This is a genomic window from Burkholderia sp. MSh2, from assembly GCF_000731655.1.
GTDB lineage: Bacteria > Pseudomonadota > Gammaproteobacteria > Burkholderiales > Burkholderiaceae > Burkholderia > Burkholderia paludis.
On the sequence record NZ_JPGM01000001.1, the window covers coordinates 81,233 to 103,525 of the forward strand.

General features: G+C 68.6%; 21 protein-coding genes and 1 pseudogene. 9 read left to right on the forward strand and 13 right to left on the reverse strand.

The window, feature by feature from the left end:
• Positions 1 to 74 precede the first annotated feature (74 nt).
• The 3 genes from GQ57_RS00355 (at position 75) to GQ57_RS00365 (ending at position 4,166) form a co-directional block, all read left to right on the forward strand.
• Entirely contained in the window at positions 75 to 1,847 is a 1,773-nt protein-coding gene (locus GQ57_RS00355) for an ABC transporter permease (RefSeq protein ID WP_034196740.1), read from the forward strand.
• Positions 1,840 to 2,907: an ABC transporter ATP-binding protein gene (locus GQ57_RS00360; RefSeq protein WP_034196741.1), complete on the forward strand. Its 1,068-nt coding sequence runs from the start codon at positions 1,840 to 1,842 to the stop codon at positions 2,905 to 2,907. Before GQ57_RS00355 ends, GQ57_RS00360 begins: the two co-directional genes overlap by 8 nt.
• 167 nt (positions 2,908 to 3,074) lie before the next feature.
• Positions 3,075 to 4,166, forward strand: coding sequence for a porin (locus GQ57_RS00365; protein ID WP_034196742.1), 1,092 nt, complete (start codon positions 3,075 to 3,077; stop codon positions 4,164 to 4,166).
• A 213-nt stretch (positions 4,167 to 4,379) separates the two neighbouring features.
• On the opposite strand, the gene GQ57_RS00370 is transcribed toward GQ57_RS00365, so the two are convergent.
• Complete coding sequence (locus GQ57_RS00370) at positions 4,380 to 5,342, reverse strand: quinone oxidoreductase family protein (protein ID WP_034196743.1); 963 nt, start codon at positions 5,340 to 5,342, stop codon at positions 4,380 to 4,382.
• Positions 5,343 to 5,388: 46 nt separating this feature from the next.
• On the reverse strand, positions 5,389 to 5,640 hold the full coding sequence (locus GQ57_RS00375) for a hypothetical protein (protein WP_031396729.1): 252 nt from the start codon (positions 5,638 to 5,640) through the stop codon (positions 5,389 to 5,391).
• 95 nt (positions 5,641 to 5,735) lie between these two features.
• Here GQ57_RS00375 and GQ57_RS00380 point away from each other — a divergent pair, with 95 nt between their 5' ends.
• Positions 5,736 to 6,533 (forward strand): AraC family transcriptional regulator, encoded by a 798-nt coding sequence (locus tag GQ57_RS00380; RefSeq protein ID WP_031396730.1) that lies wholly within the window; start codon positions 5,736 to 5,738, stop codon positions 6,531 to 6,533.
• A gap of 170 nt (positions 6,534 to 6,703) precedes the next feature.
• On the opposite strand, the pseudogene GQ57_RS43540 reads toward GQ57_RS00380, so the two are convergent.
• The 9 genes and pseudogenes from GQ57_RS43540 to GQ57_RS00420 all read right to left on the reverse strand — a co-directional run.
• Positions 6,704 to 6,811 (reverse strand): annotated as a pseudogene (locus tag GQ57_RS43540) (PIN domain-containing protein); the annotation flags it as partial.
• Complete coding sequence (locus tag GQ57_RS00385; protein ID WP_034196744.1) at positions 6,808 to 7,275, reverse strand: excisionase family DNA-binding protein; 468 nt, start codon at positions 7,273 to 7,275, stop codon at positions 6,808 to 6,810. The gene GQ57_RS00385 and the pseudogene GQ57_RS43540, both read right to left, overlap by 4 nt.
• A gap of 90 nt (positions 7,276 to 7,365) precedes the next feature.
• Positions 7,366 to 8,172, reverse strand: a complete 807-nt coding sequence (gene hpaI / locus GQ57_RS00390) for a 4-hydroxy-2-oxoheptanedioate aldolase (protein ID WP_031396731.1) — start codon at positions 8,170 to 8,172, stop codon at positions 7,366 to 7,368.
• Between the two features lie 12 nt (positions 8,173 to 8,184).
• On the reverse strand, positions 8,185 to 8,988 hold the full coding sequence (hpaH, locus tag GQ57_RS00395) for a 2-oxo-hept-4-ene-1,7-dioate hydratase (RefSeq protein ID WP_031396732.1): 804 nt from the start codon (positions 8,986 to 8,988) through the stop codon (positions 8,185 to 8,187).
• A gap of 20 nt (positions 8,989 to 9,008) precedes the next feature.
• Positions 9,009 to 9,401 (reverse strand): 5-carboxymethyl-2-hydroxymuconate Delta-isomerase, encoded by a 393-nt coding sequence (locus GQ57_RS00400; protein ID WP_031396733.1) that lies wholly within the window; start codon positions 9,399 to 9,401, stop codon positions 9,009 to 9,011.
• Between the two features lie 35 nt (positions 9,402 to 9,436).
• Entirely contained in the window at positions 9,437 to 10,285 is an 849-nt protein-coding gene (gene hpaD / locus GQ57_RS00405; protein WP_031396734.1) for a 3,4-dihydroxyphenylacetate 2,3-dioxygenase, read from the reverse strand.
• 110 nt (positions 10,286 to 10,395) lie between these two features.
• Positions 10,396 to 11,859 carry a 5-carboxymethyl-2-hydroxymuconate semialdehyde dehydrogenase gene (hpaE, locus tag GQ57_RS00410; RefSeq protein WP_031396735.1) on the reverse strand — a complete coding sequence of 488 codons (1,464 nt, stop codon included), beginning with the start codon at positions 11,857 to 11,859 and terminating at the stop codon, positions 10,396 to 10,398.
• Between the two features lie 22 nt (positions 11,860 to 11,881).
• Positions 11,882 to 12,646 (reverse strand): fumarylacetoacetate hydrolase family protein, encoded by a 765-nt coding sequence (locus GQ57_RS00415; RefSeq protein ID WP_034196745.1) that lies wholly within the window; start codon positions 12,644 to 12,646, stop codon positions 11,882 to 11,884.
• Complete coding sequence (locus GQ57_RS00420; RefSeq protein WP_034196746.1) at positions 12,643 to 13,332, reverse strand: fumarylacetoacetate hydrolase family protein; 690 nt, start codon at positions 13,330 to 13,332, stop codon at positions 12,643 to 12,645. The genes GQ57_RS00415 and GQ57_RS00420 overlap by 4 nt, the downstream gene beginning before the upstream one ends.
• A 152-nt stretch (positions 13,333 to 13,484) precedes the next feature.
• Between GQ57_RS00420 and hpaR the strand changes: the two genes are divergently transcribed.
• Positions 13,485 to 13,925, forward strand: a complete 441-nt coding sequence (gene hpaR / locus GQ57_RS00425) for a homoprotocatechuate degradation operon regulator HpaR (RefSeq protein ID WP_031396738.1) — start codon at positions 13,485 to 13,487, stop codon at positions 13,923 to 13,925.
• Positions 13,926 to 13,974: 49 nt separating this feature from the next.
• Here hpaR and GQ57_RS00430 read toward each other — a convergent pair whose 3' ends face one another.
• Positions 13,975 to 15,183: an SDR family oxidoreductase gene (locus GQ57_RS00430; RefSeq protein ID WP_031396739.1), complete on the reverse strand. Its 1,209-nt coding sequence runs from the start codon at positions 15,181 to 15,183 to the stop codon at positions 13,975 to 13,977.
• A gap of 642 nt (positions 15,184 to 15,825) precedes the next feature.
• Between GQ57_RS00430 and GQ57_RS00435 the strand changes: the two genes are divergently transcribed.
• The 4 genes from GQ57_RS00435 to GQ57_RS00450 all read left to right on the forward strand — a co-directional run bounded on the left by GQ57_RS00435 (position 15,826) and on the right by GQ57_RS00450 (position 20,458).
• Positions 15,826 to 16,170 carry a DUF3564 family protein gene (locus tag GQ57_RS00435; RefSeq protein ID WP_031396740.1) on the forward strand — a complete coding sequence of 115 codons (345 nt, stop codon included), beginning with the start codon at positions 15,826 to 15,828 and terminating at the stop codon, positions 16,168 to 16,170.
• A 406-nt stretch (positions 16,171 to 16,576) separates the two neighbouring features.
• A complete protein-coding gene (locus GQ57_RS00440; RefSeq protein WP_031396741.1) occupies positions 16,577 to 18,472 on the forward strand; it encodes a peptidoglycan D,D-transpeptidase FtsI family protein in 1,896 nt (631 codons plus the stop codon).
• A gap of 206 nt (positions 18,473 to 18,678) precedes the next feature.
• The gene (locus tag GQ57_RS00445) at positions 18,679 to 19,674 is read left to right on the forward strand and encodes an arabinose ABC transporter substrate-binding protein (RefSeq protein ID WP_031396742.1); all 996 of its coding nucleotides are present in this window, start codon (positions 18,679 to 18,681) and stop codon (positions 19,672 to 19,674) included.
• Between the two features lie 19 nt (positions 19,675 to 19,693).
• Entirely contained in the window at positions 19,694 to 20,458 is a 765-nt protein-coding gene (locus GQ57_RS00450) for an SDR family oxidoreductase (protein ID WP_034196747.1), read from the forward strand.
• A 61-nt stretch (positions 20,459 to 20,519) separates the two neighbouring features.
• Here GQ57_RS00450 and GQ57_RS00455 read toward each other — a convergent pair whose 3' ends face one another.
• Positions 20,520 to 22,235, reverse strand: a complete 1,716-nt coding sequence (locus GQ57_RS00455; protein WP_031396744.1) for a cation:proton antiporter domain-containing protein — start codon at positions 22,233 to 22,235, stop codon at positions 20,520 to 20,522.
• Positions 22,236 to 22,293 lie beyond the last annotated feature (58 nt).

Here is a 22,293-nt window from a genome sequence, read left to right on the forward strand (position 1 = left end):
CGCACCGCGCGGGCGGCCCTTCCCCTTACCGACTTCCTAGAGGCGGCCATCCGGATGGCCGCAGGGGCGAACTCATGCTTTCAACCAGCACACGCGGAGCGGCGCCGGCCGTTCCGCCCAGCACCGGCCAGCGCGACGCGATTCCCGCGCTGCCGGTCAACAGCCTGCAGCCGCTCGCCGGCATGCTGCGCTGGATCGTCGTCGCGGTGCTGTCCATCGCGGTCGCGCTGCCGCTCGGCTTCATCCTGTTCCAGAGCCTGCTGTCCGCGCCGTTCTTCGACGCGAACAAAACGCTCGGCATCGAGGGCTTCCGCTTCATCTTCAGCGATCCCGACTTCTGGTCGGCCGTGAAGAACTCCTTCATCATCGCCGGCGGGATGCTGTTCATCTCGATCCCGCTCGGCGGCATCCTCGCGTTCCTGATGGTGCGCACCGACCTGCCCGGCCGCCGCTGGCTCGAACCGCTGCTGCTCACGCCGGTGTTCGTGTCGCCGATGGTGCTCGCGTTCGGCTACGTGGTCGCGGCCGGCCCGGTCGGCTTCTACTCCGTGTGGTTCAAGGAACTGTTCGGGGTGCAGAACGTTCCCTGGAACGTGTACTCGATCTTCGCGATCACGGTGATCGTCGGCCTCACGCACGTACCGCACGTGTACCTGTATTCGTCGGCCGCGCTGCGCAACCTCGGTTCGGACGTCGAGGAAGCCGCACGCGTGACGGGCGCCCGCCCGTTCCGCGTCGCGCTCGACGTGAGCCTGCCGATGACGATGCCCGCGCTGCTGTTCGCCGGCGTGCTGGTGTTCTTCCTCGGCTTCGAGGTATTCGGGCTGCCGCTCGTGCTCGGCGATCCGGAAGGCCACCTCGTGCTCGCAACCTACCTGTACAAGCTCACCAACAAGCTCGGCGTGCCGTCGTATCACCTGATGGCCGCAGTCGCGGTGTGCATCGTGGCGATCACGTTCCCGCTCGTGCTGCTGCAGCGCCGGTTGCTGAAGACGGCCAACCGCTTCGTCACCGTAAAGGGCAAGGCCGGCCGCGCGACGGTGCTGCCGCTCGGCGCATGGCGCTGGGTCGCGCTCGCGATCGTCGCGCTGTGGCTGATGCTGACCGTGATCGTGCCGATCTCGGGCATCGTGCTGCGCGCGTTCGTGACCAACTGGGGCGAAGGCGTGGCGCTCGCCGAGGTGCTGACGCTGTCGAACTTCGTCGAGCTGTTCGAGCAGGACAACCTGGTGCGCGCGATCGTCAACACGCTCGGCATCGGCGTGATCGGCGGTGCGCTCGCGGTCGGCTTCTACTCGCTCGTCGCGTTCGCCGGCCACCGCCGCCACGATTGGGCGACGAAGCTGCTCGACTACATCGTGCTGCTGCCGCGCGCGGTGCCCGGCCTGCTCGCCGGCCTCGCGTTCCTGTGGATCTTCCTGTTCGTCCCGGGCCTGCGCGAGCTGAAGAACTCGATGTGGAGCATCTGGATCGCGTACACGGTCGTGTGGCTCGCGTACGGGATGCGGCTCATCCAGAGCGCGCTGCTGCAGGTCGGCCCCGAACTCGAGGAAGCCGGCCGCAGCGTCGGCGCGACGCGCAGCCGCGTGTCGCTCGACGTCACGCTGCCGCTCGTGCGTTTCGGCCTGCTCGCCGCGTGGCTCCTGATCTTCATGATCTTCGAGCGCGAATACTCGACGGCCGTCTACCTGCTGTCGCCCGGCACCGAAGTGATCGGCGCGCTGCTCGTGTCGCTGTGGGCGACGGGCGCCGTCGACCAGGTCGCCGCACTCTCTGTCATCAACATCGCGATGGTCGGCGTCGGACTCGGCGTGGCCCTGCGTTTCGGAGTGAAACTTCATGGATAAGCTCATCGTCGACGACCTGCATCTCAGCTATGGCGTCAATCCGATCCTCAAGGGCGTGTCGTTCGAACTGAAGGCCGGCGAAGTCGTCTGTCTGCTCGGCGCGTCGGGCAGCGGCAAGACGACGCTGCTGCGCGCGGTGGCCGGCCTCGAACAGCCGTCCGACGGCCGCATCCAGCTCGACGACCGCGTGTTCTTCGACGGCGCCGGGCGCGTCGACCTGCCCGTCGAGCAGCGCTCGCTCGGCCTCGTGTTCCAGTCGTACGCGCTGTGGCCGCACCGCACCGTCGCCGACAACGTCGGCTACGGGCTGAAACTGCGCCGCGTCGCGCCTGCCGAACAGAAGCGCCGCGTACAGACCGCGCTCGACCAGCTCGGCCTCGGCCATCTGGCGGAACGCTTTCCGCATCAGCTGTCGGGCGGCCAGCAGCAGCGCGTCGCGATCGCGCGCGCGCTCGTCTACAACCCGCCGGTGATCCTGCTCGACGAGCCGCTGTCGAACCTCGACGCGAAGCTGCGCGAGGAAGCGCGCGCGTGGCTGCGCGAGCTGATCGTGTCGCTCGGGCTGTCGGCCCTGTGCGTGACGCACGACCAGACCGAGGCGATGGCGATGTCCGACCGCATCCTGCTGCTGCGCAACGGCCGCATCGAGCAGGAAGGCACGCCGGCCGAGCTGTATGGCGCCCCGCGCTCGCTGTACACGGCCGAGTTCATGGGCAGCAACAACCGGATCGACGCACGGGTCGCGGCAATCGACGGCGAATGCGTGACGCTCGCCGGCGACGGCTGGGAGTTGCGCGCGATCGCCCGCGACACGTTCGCGCCGGGCCAGGACGCGCAGGCCGTGATCCGCCTCGAACGCGTGCAGGTCGCCGACGGCCCAGGCGCGAACCGGCTGCAGGCCGACCTCGTCACGTCGATGTATCTCGGCGACCGCTGGGAATACCTGTTCCATTGCGGCGACATGCGCCTGCGCGCGTTCGGCCACGTGCCGCGCGCGGCCGGCAGGCACTGGATCGAATTCCCGACCAACGACTGCTGGGCGTTCGCGAAAGCGGGCTGACCCGGACGCGGCGGCTCGCGCGCCGCCGCGCATGCATCCGGCATGCATCCCGCGCATCCCCCATGCGCCGGCCAGCCTGTCCGGCGGACGTCCCGCGGCGTCCGCCGCGAGCGGCCGCGCGCCGCACCTGTTTCACCCAACCCACAAAAAAACTGGAGACACCGTCAATGAAATCACGCGCAGAACGTTCCCTCCGCGCCGCCGTCCTGACCGGCTCGGCTGCGGTCGCCGGTCTCGCGGCCGGCGCCGCGCACGCGCAGTCGTCGGTCACGCTGTACGGGATCATGGATGCCGGCATCGAATACACGAACCACGCGGCGCCGGAAGGCGGCAGTTCGGTCAAGCTCAAGTCGGGCAACAAGAACACGTCGCGCTGGGGCCTGCGCGGCGTCGAGGATCTCGGCGGCGGGCTGAAGGCGGTGTTCCGCCTCGAAAGCGGGATCGATCTCGCGAACGGCGCCTTCGACGACGGCCCCGACTCGATCTTCGCGCGCCGCGCGACGGTCGGCCTGAAAAGTCGATGGGGCGAACTGACGCTCGGCCGCAACTACACCGTCACGTACGATTACCTGCTGCCGTTCGACCCGATGGGTTACGCGCAGAACTACTCGTGGGCGACGTCGTCGATGGCCACCGGCGGCCGCAAGGACGGCATGTTCACGCGCGCGTCGAACGCGGTGCGCTACGACGGCGAGTTCAGCGGCTTCAAGTTCGGCGCGATGTACGGCTTCGGCAACGTGCCGGGCAGCGTGAAGACCAGCTCGAAATACGACTTCGCGCTCGGCTACGAAACCGGCCCGTTCGCGGCGGTGGTCACGTTCGACCGGCAGAACGGCGCGGCCGACAGCGTCACGCCGGCCGATACGGTCAACTACATCCAGGGCATCCATGCGGGCCTGAGCTACGACTTCGGCAACCTGAAGACGATGGCCGGCTATCGCAACTACAAGCGCACGTTCCGCACGACCGCGGCGAACCAGCTCAGCGACATGTACTGGCTCGGCGGCTCGTACCAGTTCACGCCGACGTTCTCGCTGATCGCGGCCGTCTATCACCAGAACATCAAGGGCGGCACGGACGCCGACCCGACGCTCGTGTCGGTGCGCGCGAACTACGCGCTGTCGAAACGCACGGTGCTGTACGCGGCAGGCGCGTTCGCGATCGCGAAGCACGACCAGAAGGTCGGCGTGTCGCGCGATTTCGCGGGCTACGGTACGACGCAGGTCGGTGTCACTGCGGGGATTCAGCAGCGGTTCTGAGCATGACGCGGCGGGCGATCTTCAGTTGACCGGACGTCACGTCGGGTCGCCCGCCTGCGCTATCCGTTCACGGCGCGTATTGCCCTGCTTCGCATTCGCCGTGCGCTTCGGCACGGCGACGGATCACCGGCCGCCGCGCGCAACGCGCACGCCCCGGCCCTGCACCGCCTTGGGACGATTCACTTCATCGCGCTCGACTTCGAGGACGGTTACTCAGTCGGCCCGCATCGTGAACACCGGACGCACGAGACTGTTCGCGTCGCCCCAGTGTTCGCCGACGGCCGACAGCGGCACCGCGCGCGTCTCGATCGCGAGCCCCGCCGGCCCGGCGGCGTCGAACACGCCGCGCACCGACGCCAGCAGACCCGGCAGCGACACGCTGCCGAGGCCGCTGCCCATCAGCTCGATCGCGGTCGCACGCAATACGGCGCCCGGCAGCAGCACGTCCGCGCCGCCGATCGAGCCGATCTGCACGAAACGCAGCCGGCGGCCTTCGGGCGTCGTCTTCGCGGCCGAGATCAGCAGCGCGAGCGCGCTCGCGCCCCACAGATAGTCGAGCACGACGTCCACGCCCGCGCGGAAATGCGGCTCGAGCGCGCGCGCCAGATCCGCATCGCCCTGCTGCAGCGACACGACGGCGTCCGCGCCGGCGCCCAGCAAGGCCTCCAGGGCAGCCGCATTGCGCCCCGTCGCGATCACCTTCGCGGCGCCCAGATGCTTCGCGATCCGCACCGCGAGCCGCCCCGACGCGCCCGTCGCGCCGTTGACCAGCACCGTCTCGCCCGCGACCAGCCGCGCCCGTTCGGTCAGCGCCGCCCACGACGACATGCCGGGAATCGCGATCGCGGCGGCCGTCAGGTCGTCGAGCGAATCCGGCAGCGGCACGCACTGCGTGTCGGGCGCGAGCGTGCGCTCGGACATCGCGCCGAACGGCGCCGGTGCGCCGAAGAAATAGACGCGCTGTCCGTCGTCGAGACGGCCGACGCCATCGACGCCGACGACGAACGGATATCGCCCGCCGGACGAATAATGCGTGCCCGACGCGCGCGCCTGCGCCAGCCGGCTCAGCGCGGATGCCGTCACGTCCACCAGCCGGTGGCCCGGCGTCGCCTGCGGCGCCTCGATTTCCATATAAACGGGGCGCTCGCCCGCGCCCTTCACGACTGCGGCTTTCATGGGAACTCCTGGATTCGGTTGGATCGGTCGACGATTGCGGCGCGCGTCATCGCGCGGCGAGCCACGCGCGCAGCGCGGGATCGCGCACTTCGAGCACGTCGAACAGCCCGATCGCCCGCAGCGCGGGCAACGCGTCGAGCGCGTCCGCCTCCGCGCGGGCGCGCTCGGCCGGCGTCGCGTCCGGGTCGGTCAGCACCCGCGCGTTGACCAGGAACGCGCCGACGGTGCCCTTGCGGATCGTCGTTTCACCGACCGTGATCCGGTCGGCCTGGTCGGGAAGCATCTGCTCGGCTCGCATCGCGTCGTACTCCGGTTGTCGTCGATGGAAGCAGTGTAGGCGTGCGAAGCCGGCCGATCTCCGGTATAACAGCCATTCGATACCGATATCCGGCCATGTCCGATCCGCTCCTGCCCGCCCGATTCGTCACCTCCGACGACGGCCCGTTCGTGGTCGCCGCCGTCCTGTCGCAACGCGACCCGCGCATCACGCCGCCGCACGCGCATGCGCGCGGCCAGCTCGTCGGCGCGTTGAGCGGGCTGGTGTCGATCGGCCTCGACGATCGCGACTGGGTGGTGCCGGCGATCCACGCGATCTGGATTCCGCCGTATTGCCGGCATGCGCTGCGGTCGTACGGGCCGATTTCGGGCTGGTCGGTGTTCGTCGCCGAAGCGCGGTGCGCGGCGCTGCCCGACACGCCGCGCGCGATCCGCGCGTCGCCGCTGCTTCGCGAAGCGGTGCAGCGCGCGGCGAGCTGGGACGGCTCGGCGCTGAACGACGCGCAATCGCGGATCGCCGACGTGATTCTCGACGAAATCGCCGCGTCTGAAGTCGAATCGCTCAGTCTCGCGCGGCCGCGCGACGCGAGGCTCGTGCGCATCACCGACGCGCTGGCCACGAATCTGGCGGACAACCGGCGGCTGGAGGAATGGGCCGAATGGGCCGGGATCGGCGCGCGGACGCTGAGCCGCCGTTTCGTCGCGGAGACGGGGCTGACGTTCGCGCAGTGGCGCCAGCAGGCGAGACTGCTGCGGGCGCTGGAGAAAATCGCCGACGGCGTGCCGGTGACGACGATCGCGCTCGATCTCGGCTACGACAACGTCAGCGCGTTCATCGACATGTTCCGGCGGGCATTGGGGACGACGCCGGGGAAGTATCTGGACGGGAAGCAAGCAACCGGCGATGGGCCGTGACAACGCGCATCGAATCAAGGAACACGAACCCGCGCGTTCAAGGAATCGCGCAATAGGCTTCCAGGGCCTTGCAGGTCTGAACCGTGCCCAGACGCCGGAGAACCTCGAGATAGCGCTCCGCCGCCATGGGCGGATGCTTGAGCGTCTCGCGCGGCCGGCGTGCGGCGGCGACGGCGGCGGCCGCGGCCGCTCGGCGCAAGCCACATCAGGAAATCGCGTAACGGAGCGGGATACAGCACGCATGCATCGTAGACCGCCGTGAACGGCGAACTCGTCATTCGTAGCCCATCCCGAACTGCTGCGCCTGCCAGCTCAATTCTTCCATCGCGTCCGCGCTCGCCCGATCGCGTTCCGCCTTGTAACGCATCAGATCGCTAAATCGAACGCCGCGATGCTTGCCAGTCTTGTGGTGCGACAACGCGTCCGCTTCCAGCAGCTTGATCAGGTGCGGACGGGAAACGTTGAGCAAGTCGGCCGCTTCCTGCGTCGTCAGCTCCGCATGGACCGGCACGACCTTGACCGCATTGCCGTCGGCCAGCTCGGCAAGGATGTCGACCAGCAGACGGAGCGCGGAGGTGGGAAGCTCGATCTGATGCGCGCGATTTTCGTCGTCGAAGATCTGGATGCGCGGTATTTCCGTTCGCGTGGCCAGGGACGCAGCAAGCGCACGCTGTCCTTCGACGGCCGCCCGCATCTCGCGCTCGACGGGCGAGACCGGATCGGACATCGTGGTGTGAGGCATCGTGCGCTCCGGACAGGCGTTCTGAATGGAGCGATCTTCTTCGAAACGAACGAAACGCCATACGGCCCTTTATGAAAGGGCACGCTTCCGTCAATACGTCCCGTCCCCCTTCGTCGCCGCCCCGCCGCCCGCCTCCTTGAACTGCGCGGCCAGCCGCTCCGCGCTTCTCGCCAGCAGCGTCGTGTCGACCCCGACCGCGACGAACAACGCGCCCGCGGCCAGGTAGCGGCGCGCGGCGGCCTCGTCCGCGCTCAGAATGCCGGGCGCCTTGCCGGCCGCCTTGATCGCGCGAATCGCGCCGTCTATCGCGGCCTGCACGTCCGGATGCCCCGGGTTGCCGAGATGCCCGAGATCGGCCGCCAGATCCGCCGGCCCGATGAACACGCCGTCGACCCCGTCGACCCGCGCGATCGCGTCGATCGCATCCAGCCCCGCGCGCGTCTCGACCTGCACGAGCACCGCCATCTCGTCATTCGCGCGATGCAGGTAGTCGCCGATGCGATTCCAGCGCGACGCACGCGCCAGCGCGCTGCCCACGCCGCGCACCCCGTGCGGCGGATAGCGCGTCGCGGCCACCGCCGCACGCGCCTCGTCGGCGCTCTGCACCATCGGCACGAGCAGCGTCTGCGCGCCGAGATCGAGCACCTGCTTGACGATCACCGGATCGTTCCACGGCACGCGCACGACCGGATGCGACGGATACGGCGCAATCGCCTGCAATTGCGCGAGGATCGTCGGCACCGTGTTCGGCGCATGCTCGCCGTCGATCAGCAGCCAGTCGAAACCGGCGCCCGCGACCACTTCGGCGCTGTACGGATTCGCGAGCCCGAGCCACAGCCCGACCTGCGCGTCGCCGCGTGCGAGCGCGGCCTTGAAGACGTTCGAAGGAATCTGCATGGTTCGCTCACCTCACTCGAAGTAGCACTGGATCGTCCCGAGCGGGCCGTAGTCGACGCTGAACGTGTCGCCCGGCCGCGCCGCGCACGGCCGCGTGAACGAGCCGCCGAGCACGATCTGCCCCGGCTCCAGCGCCACGTCGAAGCGCGCCAGCCGGTTCGCGAGCCAGACGACGCCGTTCGCCGGATGGTTCAGCACGCCGGCCGCGACTCCGGTTTCCTCGACCACGCCGTTGCGCGACATGATCGCCGCGACCCAGCGCAGATCGACGTCGTGCGGCTTCACGGGCCGGCCGCCGATCACGACGCCCGCGTTCGCCGCGTTGTCGGCGATCGTGTCGAACACCTTGCGCGGCCGCTTCGTATCGGGATCGATCGACTGGCTGCGCGCGTCGATGATCTCGAGCGCGGGCACCACGTAGTCGACCGCGTCGTACACGTCGAAGATCGTGCAGTCGGGGCCCGAGAGCCGCTTGCCGAGCACGAATGCAAGCTCGACCTCGACGCGCGGCACGATGAAGCGGCCGGTCGGGATCGTGCCGCCGTCCGCGAAGAACATGTCGTCGAGCAACGCGCCGTAGTCGGGCTCGTCGATCTGCGACGTGTTCTGCATCGCCTTCGACGTCAGGCCGATCTTGTGCCCCTTCAGCGTGCGGCCTTCCGCGAGCTTGAGGGCCACCCACGCGCGCTGGATCGCATACGCGTCGTCGATCGTGATGTCGGGATGGTCGAGCGAGATCTGGCGGATCTGCGTGCGTGCGCGCTCGGCGTCGTGCAGACGCTGCGCGAGCTGGTCGATGAGGGCGGGTTCGAGCATGGTCGTGTCGGGAGTAAGGTTCAGCCGGCCCGCTTGTAGCGGGCGTGAATGTTGTTGTGCTTGTACGAGCCGCTTTCGCTGAACTCGTTCAGCTCCATCGACAGCGCGAGGTAGCGGGTCGCGTACAGGTCGGCGAAATGCGCCTTGATCGCGTCGAACAGCGCGTCGCACGCGGCTTTCTTCTGGGCTTCGGTGCGGCCCGAGCCGATCTTCAGCGTCACGTGGACGAACGCGTCGTCCCCGGTGCCGTCGGCCACGCAGTAGTCCTGCAGCTCGATCGCGCGCGAGCGGATGCCGCCCGTCGGAAACACGCCGCCCTGCGCGATCAGCGTGGTATTGAGCGTGCGCAGCAGCACGGGAATGCGCGCGTCGTCGCGAAGGTTCGCGGTGTATTCGACGACGATGTGGGGCATGGCAAGTCTCCGGTCGGATGTCGGGGGCGCGGCGCTCAGGCGAGCGGGAAGATCGCGTTGATCTGCCCGGTGCCCGAGCTCGCGAAATAGTCGGTGACGATCTCGACGGGCTTGTCGTAGCGATCCCAGCCGAGCAGGCCGAGCAGCATCGCCGTGTCGTGCATGCCGCCTTCGCCATGGCAATGCAGGTTGTACTCGGGCAGCATCGCGCAGAAGGTCCGGAAATCGCCCTGCTTCCACAGCTCGACCACGCGCAGGTCGACCTGCCGGAAGAATTCGCGGCTGATCTCGTGTATCGATTCCTCGGGGCTGCCGTTGTCGTTGAAGCGATGCGACAGCGAACCGCTCGCGAGAAACGCGACGTTCGAATCGCTTTTTTCGATCGCTTCGAGCAATGCCTCGCCGAAGCGCCGGCTTTCGTCCAGCTGGTGCCACATGCACCAGCCCGCGATCGACACGACCTTGAAGTGCTGGTCGCCGTTCATGTAGCGCATCGGCACGAGCGTGCCGTATTCGAGTTCGAGGCTGTCGATCTCGTGCGCGCGCGTCGCGACGCCTCGCGCGCTGGCCGTCTCGGCGATCAGGCGGCCGAGCGCCGGGTTGCCCGGGTACGCGTACTGCATGTCGCGGATGAAATGCGGCAGCTCGTTGCTCGTGTACGTGCCCGAGAAGCGCGCGTTGCAGTTCACGTGATAGCCCGCGTTGACAAGCCAGTGCACGTCCGACACGACGATCGTGTCGACGCCGAGCGCGCGGCAGCGCTCGCCGATCAGCTGGTGGCCGCGGATCGCCGCTTCACGGCAGCCGTGATGCCTGCCGGGCAATTCCGACAGGTACATCGACGGCACGTGCGTGATCTTCGCGGCGAGGGACAGTTTGCCCATCGTTAAGTCTCCTGTCGGCCCGGGCGGGCGCGTTGGCGCCGGCCCGGGCTCCATGCTTGGCCGGCGTGCCGGCTGTGGAATCGTGCTTGCAGCAAAACGCCCCGCGCCCGTCACACGCCCCAGCGCGGAATGTGATGCGAACCCATCGAGATGCACACGTTCTTGATCTCCGCGAACACCTCGAAACTGTATTCGCCGCCCTCGCGCCCGGTGCCCGACTCCTTCACGCCGCCGAACGGCTGGCGCAGGTCGCGCACGTTCTGGCTGTTCACGAACACCATCCCGGCCTCGATGCCGCGCGCGAGGCGATGCACCTTGCCGACGTCCTGCGTCCAGATGTACGACGCGAGGCCGTACGACGTATCGTTCGCGAGCCGCAGCCCTTCTTCCTCGTCCTCGAACGGAATCAGGCATGCGACCGGGCCGAAGATCTCTTCCTGCGCGATGCGCATCCGGTTGTCGACGTCGGCGAACACGGTCGGCCGCACGAAGTTGCCGTTGCGCAGATGGTCGGGCAGGCCCGCCGGCTTGTCCGCACCGCCCGCCACCACGCGCGCGCCTTCCTGCTCGCCGATGCGGATGTAGCCGGTCACCTTCTCCCAGTGCTGGCGCGTGATCATCGCGCCGAGATTCGTGCCAGGATCGGACGGATCGCCCACCACCAGGTTGTTCGCGCGGCGCGCGAATTCCTGCACGAAGCGGTCGTAGATCGTGCGCTGCACGAAGATCCGCGAGCCCGCGGTGCAGCGCTCGCCGTTGATCGAGAAGATCGTGAACAGCGACGCATCGAGCGCGCGGTCGAAATCGGCGTCGTCGAAGATCAGCACCGGCGACTTGCCGCCGAGTTCCATCGAATACTTCTTCAGGCCCGCGCGCTCCATGATCCGCTTGCCCGTGACCGTGCCGCCGGTAAACGACACCGCGCGCACGTCCGGATGGCGCACGAGCGCGTCGCCGGCCGTCGCGCCGTAGCCCTGCACGACGTTCAGCACGCCGGGCGGAATGCCGGCTTCGAGCGCAAGCCGGCCGAGCTGGTCGGCCGTCAGCGGCGACAGCTCCGACATCTTCAGCACGGCCGTGTTGCCGAGCGCGAGGCACGGCGCCGTCTTCCACGTCGCGGTCATGAACGGCACGTTCCACGGCGACACCAGCGCGCACACGCCGACCGGCTGATACAGCGTGTAGTTCAGCATCTGGTCGTCGACCGGATACGTGCGGCCGTTCATCTGCACGCACACTTCCGCGAAGAAATTGAAATTCTCGGACGCGCGCGGGATCAGCTGCTTGCTGGTCTGCGCGATCGGCAGGCCGGTATCCTGCGTCTCCAGCGCGGCGAGCATCGGCACGTTCTTCTCGATCAGCTCGCCGAGCTTGCGCATCAGCTTCGCGCGCTCCTTCGCGGGCGTGTTCGCCCATTTCGGGAAGGCTTCCTTCGCCGCGCGCACGGCCGCGTCGACTTCGGCCTCGCCGCCCGACGCGACGTCGGTGATGACGTCGCCCGTCGCGGGGTTCAGCGTCGTGAAGGTCTCGCGGCTCTCGACTTCGCGGCCGTCGATCCAGTGCTTGATGGTCATGTGCTCTCCTTGGGCGACGGGCTCAGCCGGCGCGATAGTAGTCTGCTTCGCCGACGATCGTGTTGACGAGCCGGCCGATCCCTTCGATTTCGGTCACGACTTCGTCGCCCGGCTGCGTGTCCGCCAGCCCCTCGGGCGTGCCGGTCAGGATCAGGTCGCCCGGCGCGAGCGTCATGAAGCCGCTGATGTGCTCGATCAGCGCCGGCACGTCGAAGATCATGTCGCGCGTGCTGCCGCGCTGCGTCTCCCGGCCGTTCACGGTCGTGCGCAGCATCAGGTCGCCGGCGTCGCCGATCTCGTCGCGGCTGACGAACCACGGCCCGAGCGGCGTGCACGTGTCGCGGTTCTTCACGCGCAGGTTCGGGCGGTAGTAGTTCTCGAGATAGTCGCGGATCGCATAGTCGTTCGCGACCGTATACCCGGCCACGTAGTCGAGCGCCTGCGCGCGGCTCACGTTGCGCGCGGGCCGGCCGATCACCACGGCCAGTTCGCACTCGTAGTGCATGTGCGTCGCGTCCGCCGGACGCACGGTGCGCGAGCGGTGGCCAACGAACGTGTTGGGCCCCTTCAGGAAGATCAGCGGCTCGCTCGGCGCCTTGAACGCCAGCTCCTTCGCATGGTCCGCATAGTTGAGGCCGAGCGCGAACGTCGTGCGCGGCGCGACGGGCGGCAGCCACACAACGGCATCCTCGGCGACGACGCGCCCCGTATCGAGCCGGATCGCGCCGTCGCCGGCCGGTTCGGCCGCATGCAGTGCGCCGTTGTAGATCACGCGCGCCGTCTTCATCGTGCTTCCTCCGCAATCAGCGTATGCCGCAACGTGCCGATCCCGGCGGCGGCGATCTCGATCGTGCTGCCCGCGCGGGCGCGCGGTGCGCCGCCCGCCACGCCGAGCAGCAGCACGTCGCCGGCGTCGAACGACATGAAGGCCGTCACGTCGGCGATCAGCTCGCGTACGGGCCGGACCAGCGCGGCGGTCGATGCCGATACCGCCGTGTCCCCGTCGATCCGCACGGTCAGGCCGATCGCGTCGACATCGGCGAGCGCGGCAGCCGGCACGATCGCCGGGCCGAGCGGACAAAAGCCGTCGCGGCACTTGAAGCGCACCGCCGGACGGTAGTAATCGGGATGCGGCACCGACACGTCGCTCGCGAGCGTGAAGCCGTGCACGTAGTCGAGCGCCTGCGCGGCCGGCACGCGCGTGGCGCGCCGGGCGAACACGACGGCCACGGACGCACCGATCTCGAGCGCGTCGACGCCGGCCGGCACGACCACGGCCGCACCGTCGGCCGCATGCGTGTTGGCGGGCTTGATGTAAAGGATCGGCGCCTGCGGCGGACGGCCGTAAGGCGGCGCATTCACGGCATCGCCGAGTGCGTCGAGCGCCGCGCGCTCGTTGAGCAGCGCACCGTAGACGGTGCCGATGGCGACCGGCAACGGCGGCGCCGCGGCGGTCATGCAAGACAGCTCCATGCGTCATTCCCCTGCCGCGCGTCGCGGCGCATCGTCAATAGTTAACATCTTAAGTAAACAATCGGACGCTGGCAACCTCGATTACCCTGATAGGTGAAATTCATCGACGCCGGCTGTTAAGATTGATGCGTCCCCGTCCACGACCCACCCCGATGAACCGTACGCTCGACCATCGCAACCTGGCCATGCTGCTGCTTGAGGCCCGTGAAACGCTGATGGGTTTGTTTCGCCCCATTCTCAAGGAATTCGCGCTGACCGAACAGCAATGGCGGATCATCCGCGTGCTCGACGGCGAACCGGCGCAGGCGCTCGAAGCGGGACAGATCGCGCGGCGCTGCTGCATCCTGAGCCCGAGCCTCACGGGCGTGCTGGAACGCATGGAGCGCGACGGCCTGATCACGCGCACGCGCGCGCAGGAAGATCAGCGCCGGCTGCTGGTCAGCCTGACGCCGCAAAGCAGGAAACTGGTGACGGAAATCGGCCCGCGCATCGACGAGCAGTACCGGCAGCTCGAATCGCGGTTCGGCCAGGACGGCCTCGAGGATATCTATCGCGCGCTCGACCGGCTCATCGAACTCGGCGGCACCCCGTGATGGCGGCGCCCGCGCCCGCCGGGCGCGGGAACGGGCGCCACGCGGGCGGTCAGTCCACCGCGCCGCGCATCAGCTCGGTCACGGCCACGCCGCGCGACGTGCGCATGCACTCCTCGACGTAGTCGATGAACGGCAGCGGTTCGAAATCGATTTCGTCGCGCACGCGGCTGTTGTCGAACACGCGATCGACCGTCGCGAATTCCCCGCAGCGCTGCAACGCGCGGCCGATCACGCGTTCGAGCGCCGGATCGGGCCGCCCGAGCACATCGCGCACCACGAGCGGCAATTCGGCCGGCGCGCACGCCGCATAGCGCGGCGCGCCCGTCATGCCCGCCGCCTCGTCCATCGCCCGCACGATCTGCGCGACCTGCGGCGCCTCCTCGCCCGCCGACACGTGATAGAGATCGTGCGCGAGCGTCGGCTTGACGGCCAGCAGCATCGTCGCGCGTGCCACGTCGTCCACCGACACGATGTCGATGCGCGTCATCGGCCGCGCGGTGAAGCGGCGCGCGGCATGGGCCAGCCGGAACATCCAGAACGAATTCGGCGCGGGCCGGGTGCCGAGCAGCGTATGGCCGACCACGTGCGACGGCCGCACCACGACGAGCGGCAGCCCCAGTGCGCGCAGGCGCTGTTCGGTCTCCGCCTTCGCGCGCAGGTAGCGCGCCGCGAGCACCGCGCCCGGCAGGCCCTCGTCGTCGCAGGCGGCGTCGTTCGCGGCGTCGCCCGCCTCTTCGTGCACGATCCCGCCGCGGCCCGCATGGGCATAGGCCGTCCCGACATACACGAAGCGCTGCAGGCGCGGCGCCCGGGCGAAGCGTTCGGCGAAGCGCACCGAATCGGCGATGTCGGCCCGCAGGTGCACGCCGTCGGCCGGCGACGCATGGCCCGCGCAGTGGATCACGTGGGTCGCGCCGGCAAGACGCGGGGCGTCGGCGCCCTGCCACACGTCGCCGAGCGCGCCGACGATCACGTTCGCCTCGGTCAGGCGCGACGCCCAGTACGGCGCAAGCCCCGCACGCAACGCCGCTTCGCGCAGCCGCGCGACGGCGTGGCCGCGGTCCTGCGCGCGCACGACGCAGACGATGCGCTCGAGCAGCCCGGCATTGACGAGCGCCGTCAGCACGGTACTGCCGATGAAGCCGGTTGCGCCGGTCAGCACCAGCCGCCCGACGTTCGCCGCCGCGACCGGTGCGCTGGCCGGCGACACGAGGCTCGTGCGCCAGTTGAGCGACAACGCGGTTTTCCAGATCAGCACGATAGTCTCCTTCGAAGAATCGGCCGGGCGGCGCGGCGTCCGCGGTTGCGGACGGCGCACGACTCCCGGCCGGGCCGGGGCGTGACGCGCGCTCCGGCGAATCCCGATCGGGCGTGCGGCCTGCGATCGCGTCGATCGCGTCTCTGGCACGAGGCGGCGGCAGCCGCCGAGGACGGGCGTCCGCGGCACGGGATCGGGAAGATCCCAGTGTGGGGCCCGACCGCATGCAAGTCTGTCCCGAAAGTTTCGTGAAAGTGTGCCAATTTGTACGAGATTGTCTGACTGTGTCGTTTCGCGCTTGCCGTCAAAACGCCGAAACATCCGGTCGGGCCGCATTCCGGCGTGGCAGCCGGCGCGGTTTCGACCACCGCCCGCACGCGACAGATCGACGCGCCCCATGGCCATGTCATCCCATGTCTGGAACATCGGATCCGTACGTCCCGATGCCGCGATCGCCGGGCCGCGCGCACTGGCGCGCCTCTGCCCGAACGGCCTTGAATCGTCTGACGTCGTTTCATCAGAAACCGCAATGAACTCAATACGGAATTATTGCTGTTTAACACTTGCGTTTCACACCAGTCTATCTAGACTGGTCAGGTCAAAACGGTCGAATGTGTCATTCTTTTTTAGGAGACGATCACAATGCGCCTCACCATTCGGATTAATGGCAGCGAATCGGCAACCCGGCATTCCTTCGCGGTACTGTGGGTGGATACCGACGAGGGGCTGTGGTCGCGCGAGGCACATCAGGGCATCGATCTTCCGACCTGGGGCAAGGTCCGCGATGTCGAGGGTGCGATGGCGCTCTGCGCCGCCGATGGCGGGAATGCGGTATGCCAGTTGAAGGGGTTGTCGTTCGGCGCGATGCAGCGCGAACAGGGCCCCGCGGTGCTCGCCGGCGATCATCCCGGCGCGTGGCGGCTGCAGGCCGTCGACCGGTGCACGAGCCAGCCGGAATACCGGGAATTCATTTCCGTCGCGCGATAGAAATATCGATCTAAATCGTCTGCGGTTTTCGGGTTTATTCCGGGTTCCGAGATATTCATTTCGATATTCAGTATTAACGGCGCCTCCTTTGAGGCGCTTTTCATTTTCCGGCGCCTGAAAATAACCGGGCGCCGCGCAATCGGTCGCACCACCGCGACGATCGGCATCGGCCTCGCCCGATGTCGCGCAGGCGGCCCGCTCCGCGGCGGATCGCTCCCCCTGCCCCCGCATCAGTCTCGACGAGGCGCCGCGCCTGCCCGCCTCTCTTCCGCACCGTGCCGCACGCCGCCGCCCGCTTTTTCGCGAGGGCCGGAACACACTTTCCCCACACGGTGTTTACTCATTTATTACAATCGCATTATCCAGACTGACTCGCCGCCCTCCGGCGGCCCGACCCGGCCATTGCATGAGCGTGAAAAAGAAGACCCATCCCGCCGACCCGTACGCGGCCGCGACCAAGAACCCGATGCTCGCGTCGCGCCTGCCGATGTGGCGCTCGAAGTTCATCGTGATCATCATGTTCCTCGCCTTCGCCGCGCTGATCGCGCGCGCCTTCTGGGTGCAGGTCGCGAACCAGGATTTCTACGTCGGCCAGGGCCAGAAGCGCTACCAGCGCACGATCGAGCTCGACGCGATGCGCGGGCGCATCGTCGACCGCAACGGCGCGATGCTCGCGGTCAGCCTGTCGACCTATGAAATCTGGGCGAACCCGAAACAGGTCGCCGATACCGACTACCCGCAGATCGCGAAGCTGCTCGACATGCCGCTCGTCGAAGTGAAGCGGCGTCTCGGCAACGACAAGACGTTCGTGCTGCTCAAGCGGCAGGTCGACGCGGACACCGCGGGCAAGCTCGACAAGCTCGCGATCGACGGCATCACGCAGATCGCCGATTCGAAGCGCTTCTACCCGGAAGGCGAATCGGCCGCGCACGTGGTCGGTTTCACGAACGTCGAGGACAAGGGCCAGGAAGGCGTCGAACTCGCTGCGAATACGCGCCTGTCGGGCACGTCGGGGCAGCGCGAGGTGATTCGCGACCGGCTCGGCCGCATCGTGTCGGACACGCGCCCGCTCGTCCCCGCGCAGCACGGCGCGACGATCGAGCTGACGATCGACCGCCGCATCCAGCAGCTCGCGTTCAGCCAGCTCAAGGCCGCCGTGATCGAGAACAACGCGATGGCCGGCAGTGTCGTCGTGCTCGACGCGCAGAACGGCGAGATCCTCGCGCTCGCGAACTACCCGACCTTCGACCCGAACGACCGCGCGCGCCTCACCGGCCAGCAGTTGCGCAACCGCGCTGTGATCGACACGTTCGAACCGGGCTCGACGATCAAGCCGCTCGTGGTCGCGCTGTCGATCGACGAGCGCAAGGTCACGCCGAACACGATCATCAACACGTCGCCGGGCACCTACAAGATCGGCCCGGCCGTGATCCACGACACGTCGAACCACGGTTCGCTGACCGTCTCGCAGGCGCTGCAGAAATCGAGCAACGTCGCGCTCGCGAAGCTCGCGCTGAACCTGCCCGCCGAAACGATCTGGAACAAATACCAGGAATACGGGATCGGCCGCGCGCCGGAACTGACGTTCCCGGGCGTCGCATCGGGCCGGCTGCGCGGCTACAAGCGCTGGCGGCCGATCGAGCAGGCGACGATGGCGTACGGCTACGGGCTGTCGATGTCGCTGCTGCAGATCGCGCAGACCTACACGGCCTACGCGGGCGACGGTACGCTGCACCCCGTGTCGCTGCTGAAGAACGGCACCGACCAGCAGACGATCGACGCGCATCGCGGCCACCGCGTGACGTCGCCGCAGACGGCCGCGTCGATCCGCTCGATGCTCGAGATGGCGGTCGGCGAAGGCGGCACGGGGCGCCGCGCGCGCGTCGACGGCTACCGGATCGGCGGCAAGACGGGCACCGCGCGCAAGCAGGTCGGCGCGAGCTACGCGAAGGGCAAGTACCGCGCGCTGTTCGCGGGGATGGCGCCGATGAGCAACCCGCGCCTGATCGTGGCGGTGATGATCGACGAGCCACGCGGCAAGGGCTACTACGGCGGCACGGTGGCCGGCCCGGTGTTCGCGTCGGTCACCAGCGGCTCGCTGCAGTTGCTCGGCGTGCCGCCCGACGCGCCGGTCGAGCCCGAGAAAGCCGCGCCGGCAAAGGCCGCCGCACCGCAAAGGACGGTGGCGGCGCCGAAAGCCGCGACGCCGGCCAGGACGGCCGCCGCGCCGAAGGCCGCCGCGACGCTGAAGACGGCCGCGCCGTCGAAAGCGCCGGCGCAGGCGCACACGGCGGCGGGATGACCGGCGCGGCCCGCCACACGCCGCCTCCGGCGCGTGCATGACGCCGGGCGGCCCTTGTTCTCCGCGCCCGCCCCGCCATCCGTCATCGTCCCACTTTCTAGGAACGCCTCGCATCATTTGAGCGTTCGCCTCGCCTCCTCCTACAATTTTTTCGCGCGCCGGGCAGCCCTGCCCGCGTGCGGGACGACAACACAGGAGAGAGACGCATGCGATTCCACTGGAAAACGCTCGCGCTGGCCATGGCGAGCGCGGCGCTGGTCGGCGGCACGCCCGCCCGTGCCGCCGATCCGGCCGACGTGAAAATCGGCTTCCTCGTCAAGCAGCCGGACGATCCGTGGTTCCAGGACGAATGGCGCTTCGCCGACCAGGCGGCGAAGGAAAAGCACTTCACGCTGATCAAGATCGCGACGCCGAGCGGCGAAAAGGTGTCGACCGCGCTCGACAGCCTGGCTGCTCAGAAGGCGCAAGGCGTGATCGTGTGTGCGCCCGACGTGAAGCTCGGCCCCGGCATCGCGGCAAAAGCGAAGCGCGCGGGGATCAGGCTGATGTCGGTCGACGACCAGCTCGTCGACGGTCATGGCGCGCCGCTGCCGGGCGTGCCCCACATGGGCATCTCCGCGTACCGGATCGGCGGGCAGGTCGGCCAGGCGATCGCGGACGAAACGAAGCGGCGCGGCTGGAATCCGGCTGAAGTCGGGATCATCCGGCTCGCGTACGACCAGTTGCCGACCGCGCGCGAACGCACGACCGGCGCGGTCGATGCGCTCAAGGCCGCCGGCTTCCCCGCCGCGAACGTGATCGACGCCCCCGAGATGACGGCCGACACCGAAGGCGCGTTCAACGCGGCGAACATCGCGCTCACCAAGCATGCGAATTTCAAGCGCTGGGTCGCGTTCGGCTCGAACGACGACACGACGGTCGGTGCGGTGCGCGCCGCCGAGGGCCGCGGCATCGGCGCGGACGCGATGGTCGCGGTCGGCATCAACGGCAGCCAGGTCGCGCTCAACGAATTTGCCAAGCCGAAGCCGACCGGCTTTTACGGCTCGATCCTGCTGAATCCGCGCCAGCATGGCTACCAGACGAGCATCAGCATGTACGACTGGATCACGAAGAACCAGGCGCCGCCGCCGCTCGTGCTGACGTCCGGCACGCTGATCACGCGGGACAACGAAAAACAGGCGCGCGCCGCGCTCGGCCTGTGAGCCGCCACAAGGAGCCGACATGACACGAACCACCCTCGTGACGGGCGCCGCCGGCGGCATCGGCCAGGCGCTGTGCCGCACCTTCCTCGCGGCCGGCGATCACGTGCTCGCGCTCGATCGCGACCGCGCGGCGCTCGGCCGCTTCCTCGACACGCTCGGCGACGGGCGCGCGACGCCGGTCGTCGACGATCTGGGCGACGCGCAGCGGCTGCGCTCGATGCTCGAATCGCATCCACCGGTCGACGTGCTCGTCGCGAATGCGGGCACGGCCGCGTCGACCACGCTGCGCAACACGACGCCGGCCACCTGGCGCACCGACCTCGAGGCGAACCTGACCGCCACCTACGTGAGCGTCGAAGCCGTGCTGCCCGGCATGCGCGCGAGCCGTCGCGGCGCGATCGCGATCATCGGCTCGGTGAACGGCATGCAAGCGCTCGGGCATCCGGCGTACAGCGCGGCGAAGGCCGGCCTGGTCAGCTACACGAAATCGCTGGCGATCGAATACGGCCGCGACGGCGTGCGCGCGAACATCGTCCTGCCGGGCACGGTGAAGACGCCCGCGTGGGAAGCGCGCGTGCAGCGCAACCCGCAGGTGTTCGAGCAATTGCGGAAGTGGTATCCGCTCGACGATTTCGCGACGCCCGACGACGTCGCGCAGGCCGCGCTGTTCCTGTGCTCGCCGGCCGCGCGGATCGTCACCGGCGTCGCGCTGCCCGTGGACGGCGGGCTGCTGGCCGGCAATCGCGTGATGGCGCAGGAGCTGACGCTGGAAACGTTCTACTGAAGCACGCGGGGCCGGCGCCCGCCCCTGGCTGCCGGCCCGTGCGCGGCGGGACGCCGCGCGCTCAATGCGCGGCCACGGCCGGCTTCGCCATCCTGCCGAGCACGTGCTCGGTCATCCCGCGCGCGAGTTCGGTCTCGCCCATGAACACGGTGCCGATGCCCTCGTTTGCCAGCAACGCGGCCTCGTCGCCGCTGTTCGTGCACAGCACGACCTCCAGTGCCGGATTGAGCGTGCGCGAGATCTCGACGATCTGCCGCACGTCGAACACGTCGGGCAGCGTGACGAGCAGCATCCCGGCTCGCGCGATATGCGCCTGCACGAGCACGATCGGCTCGATCGCGTCGCCCGAGACGGCGGCGACGCCTTCCTCGCGCAGCTTCTCGACGAGCTCGCGATTCTGTTCGACGACGACATACGCGATCCCGCGCTCGTCCAGCGCGTGCGCGATGCGCGTGCCGACCTTGCCGTAGCCGACGATCACGACCTGCCCGGTCAGGTGCGTCTGCGGCGTCGACATCGGCAGCGCGGCGAGCGGATCGTCGCGCGCCTCGAGCTTGCGGGCGAACGCCGAATGCTTGCGGATCCACGCCAGCGCCGGATCGATCATCGCGAACAGCAGCGTGTTCATCGCGATCGAGATCAGCGCGACCGCCAGAATCAGGCTCTGCCCCTCGGCGGACAGCAGCCCGAGCGCCCGGCCGAGCCCCGCGAGGATGAACGAGAATTCGCCGATCTGCGCGAGGCCCGCGCCAACCGTCAGCGCTGTGTTCAGCGGATAGCGGAACGCGATCACGAGGGCCACGGCCGCGAGCGTCTTGCCGATCAGCACGATCGCCGCGACCTCGATCACGTGCAGCGGTTCGTCGAGCAGCACCTTCGGATCGAACAGCATCCCGACCGAGATGAAGAACAGCACCGAGAAGGCGTCGCGCAACGGCAGCGTCTCGTCCGCCGCGCGCCGGCTGAACTCCGACTCGCGCATCATCATCCCGGCGAAGAACGCGCCGAGCGCGAACGACACGTCGAACAGCTTCGCCGCGCCGAACGCGATGCCGACCGCGGCCGCGATCATGCACAGCGTGAACAGCTCGCGCGAGCCGGTGCGCGCAACGAGCCACAGGATGCGCGGGAACACGCGCTTGCCGACCACCAGCATCAGCGCGATGAACGCCGCGACCTTCAGCATCGTGACGCCGAGCGTACCCCACACGCTGCCGCCGGCCGCATGCGCGTCGCCGGGCGGCGTGCCGCCGAGCAGCCCCGCGACGGGCGGCAGCAGCACCAGCACGAGCACCATCACGAGATCCTCGACGACGAGCCAGCCGACCGCGATGCGCCCGTTGACCGTCTCGACGAGCCCGCGCCCTTCGAGCGCGCGCAGCAGCACGACGGTGCTCGCGACCGACAGCGCGAGCCCGAACACGAGCGCCGCGCCGACGCTCCAGCCCCAGGTGAGCGCGAGCGCGCCGCCGAGCAGCGTTGCGACGGTAATCTGCACGATGGCCCCCGGCAGCGCGATCTTGCGCACCGCGAGGAGATCGCCCAAGGAAAAATGCAGGCCGACGCCGAACATCAGCAGCATCACGCCGACTTCGGCGAGCTGCTGGGCGAGCGACAGGTCGCCGACGAAACCGGGCGTGCCGGGGCCGATCACGATCCCGGCGAGCAGATAGCCGACGAGCGGCGGCATTTTCAGCAGCGATGCGAGGTAACCGAAGATCATCGCGAGCCCGAAACCGGCCGCGAGCAACGCAATCAGGCTGACGTCATGAGGCATCCCCCCTCCCAAGGTCTTGTAACTATTTAGTAAGGTTCAAGACTGAGAGGATAAGGGA

Coding starts and splice junctions, on each gene's coding strand:
- GQ57_RS00355 (WP_034196740.1), top strand. CDS start 75: ATGCTTTCAACCAGCACACGCGGAGCGGCGCCGGCCGTTCCGCCCAGC.
- GQ57_RS00360 (WP_034196741.1), top strand. CDS start 1,840: ATGGATAAGCTCATCGTCGACGACCTGCATCTCAGCTATGGCGTCAAT.
- GQ57_RS00365 (WP_034196742.1), top strand. CDS start 3,075: ATGAAATCACGCGCAGAACGTTCCCTCCGCGCCGCCGTCCTGACCGGC.
- GQ57_RS00370 (WP_034196743.1), bottom strand. CDS start 5,342: ATGAAAGCCGCAGTCGTGAAGGGCGCGGGCGAGCGCCCCGTTTATATG.
- GQ57_RS00375 (WP_031396729.1), bottom strand. CDS start 5,640: ATGCGAGCCGAGCAGATGCTTCCCGACCAGGCCGACCGGATCACGGTC.
- GQ57_RS00380 (WP_031396730.1), top strand. CDS start 5,736: ATGTCCGATCCGCTCCTGCCCGCCCGATTCGTCACCTCCGACGACGGC.
- GQ57_RS00385 (WP_034196744.1), bottom strand. CDS start 7,275: ATGCCTCACACCACGATGTCCGATCCGGTCTCGCCCGTCGAGCGCGAG.
- hpaI (WP_031396731.1), bottom strand. CDS start 8,172: ATGCAGATTCCTTCGAACGTCTTCAAGGCCGCGCTCGCACGCGGCGAC.
- hpaH (WP_031396732.1), bottom strand. CDS start 8,988: ATGCTCGAACCCGCCCTCATCGACCAGCTCGCGCAGCGTCTGCACGAC.
- GQ57_RS00400 (WP_031396733.1), bottom strand. CDS start 9,401: ATGCCCCACATCGTCGTCGAATACACCGCGAACCTTCGCGACGACGCG.
- hpaD (WP_031396734.1), bottom strand. CDS start 10,285: ATGGGCAAACTGTCCCTCGCCGCGAAGATCACGCACGTGCCGTCGATG.
- hpaE (WP_031396735.1), bottom strand. CDS start 11,859: ATGACCATCAAGCACTGGATCGACGGCCGCGAAGTCGAGAGCCGCGAG.
- GQ57_RS00415 (WP_034196745.1), bottom strand. CDS start 12,646: ATGAAGACGGCGCGCGTGATCTACAACGGCGCACTGCATGCGGCCGAA.
- GQ57_RS00420 (WP_034196746.1), bottom strand. CDS start 13,332: ATGGAGCTGTCTTGCATGACCGCCGCGGCGCCGCCGTTGCCGGTCGCC.
- hpaR (WP_031396738.1), top strand. CDS start 13,485: ATGAACCGTACGCTCGACCATCGCAACCTGGCCATGCTGCTGCTTGAG.
- GQ57_RS00435 (WP_031396740.1), top strand. CDS start 15,826: ATGCGCCTCACCATTCGGATTAATGGCAGCGAATCGGCAACCCGGCAT.
- GQ57_RS00440 (WP_031396741.1), top strand. CDS start 16,577: ATGAGCGTGAAAAAGAAGACCCATCCCGCCGACCCGTACGCGGCCGCG.
- GQ57_RS00445 (WP_031396742.1), top strand. CDS start 18,679: ATGCGATTCCACTGGAAAACGCTCGCGCTGGCCATGGCGAGCGCGGCG.
- GQ57_RS00450 (WP_034196747.1), top strand. CDS start 19,694: ATGACACGAACCACCCTCGTGACGGGCGCCGCCGGCGGCATCGGCCAG.
- GQ57_RS00455 (WP_031396744.1), bottom strand. CDS start 22,235: ATGCCTCATGACGTCAGCCTGATTGCGTTGCTCGCGGCCGGTTTCGGG.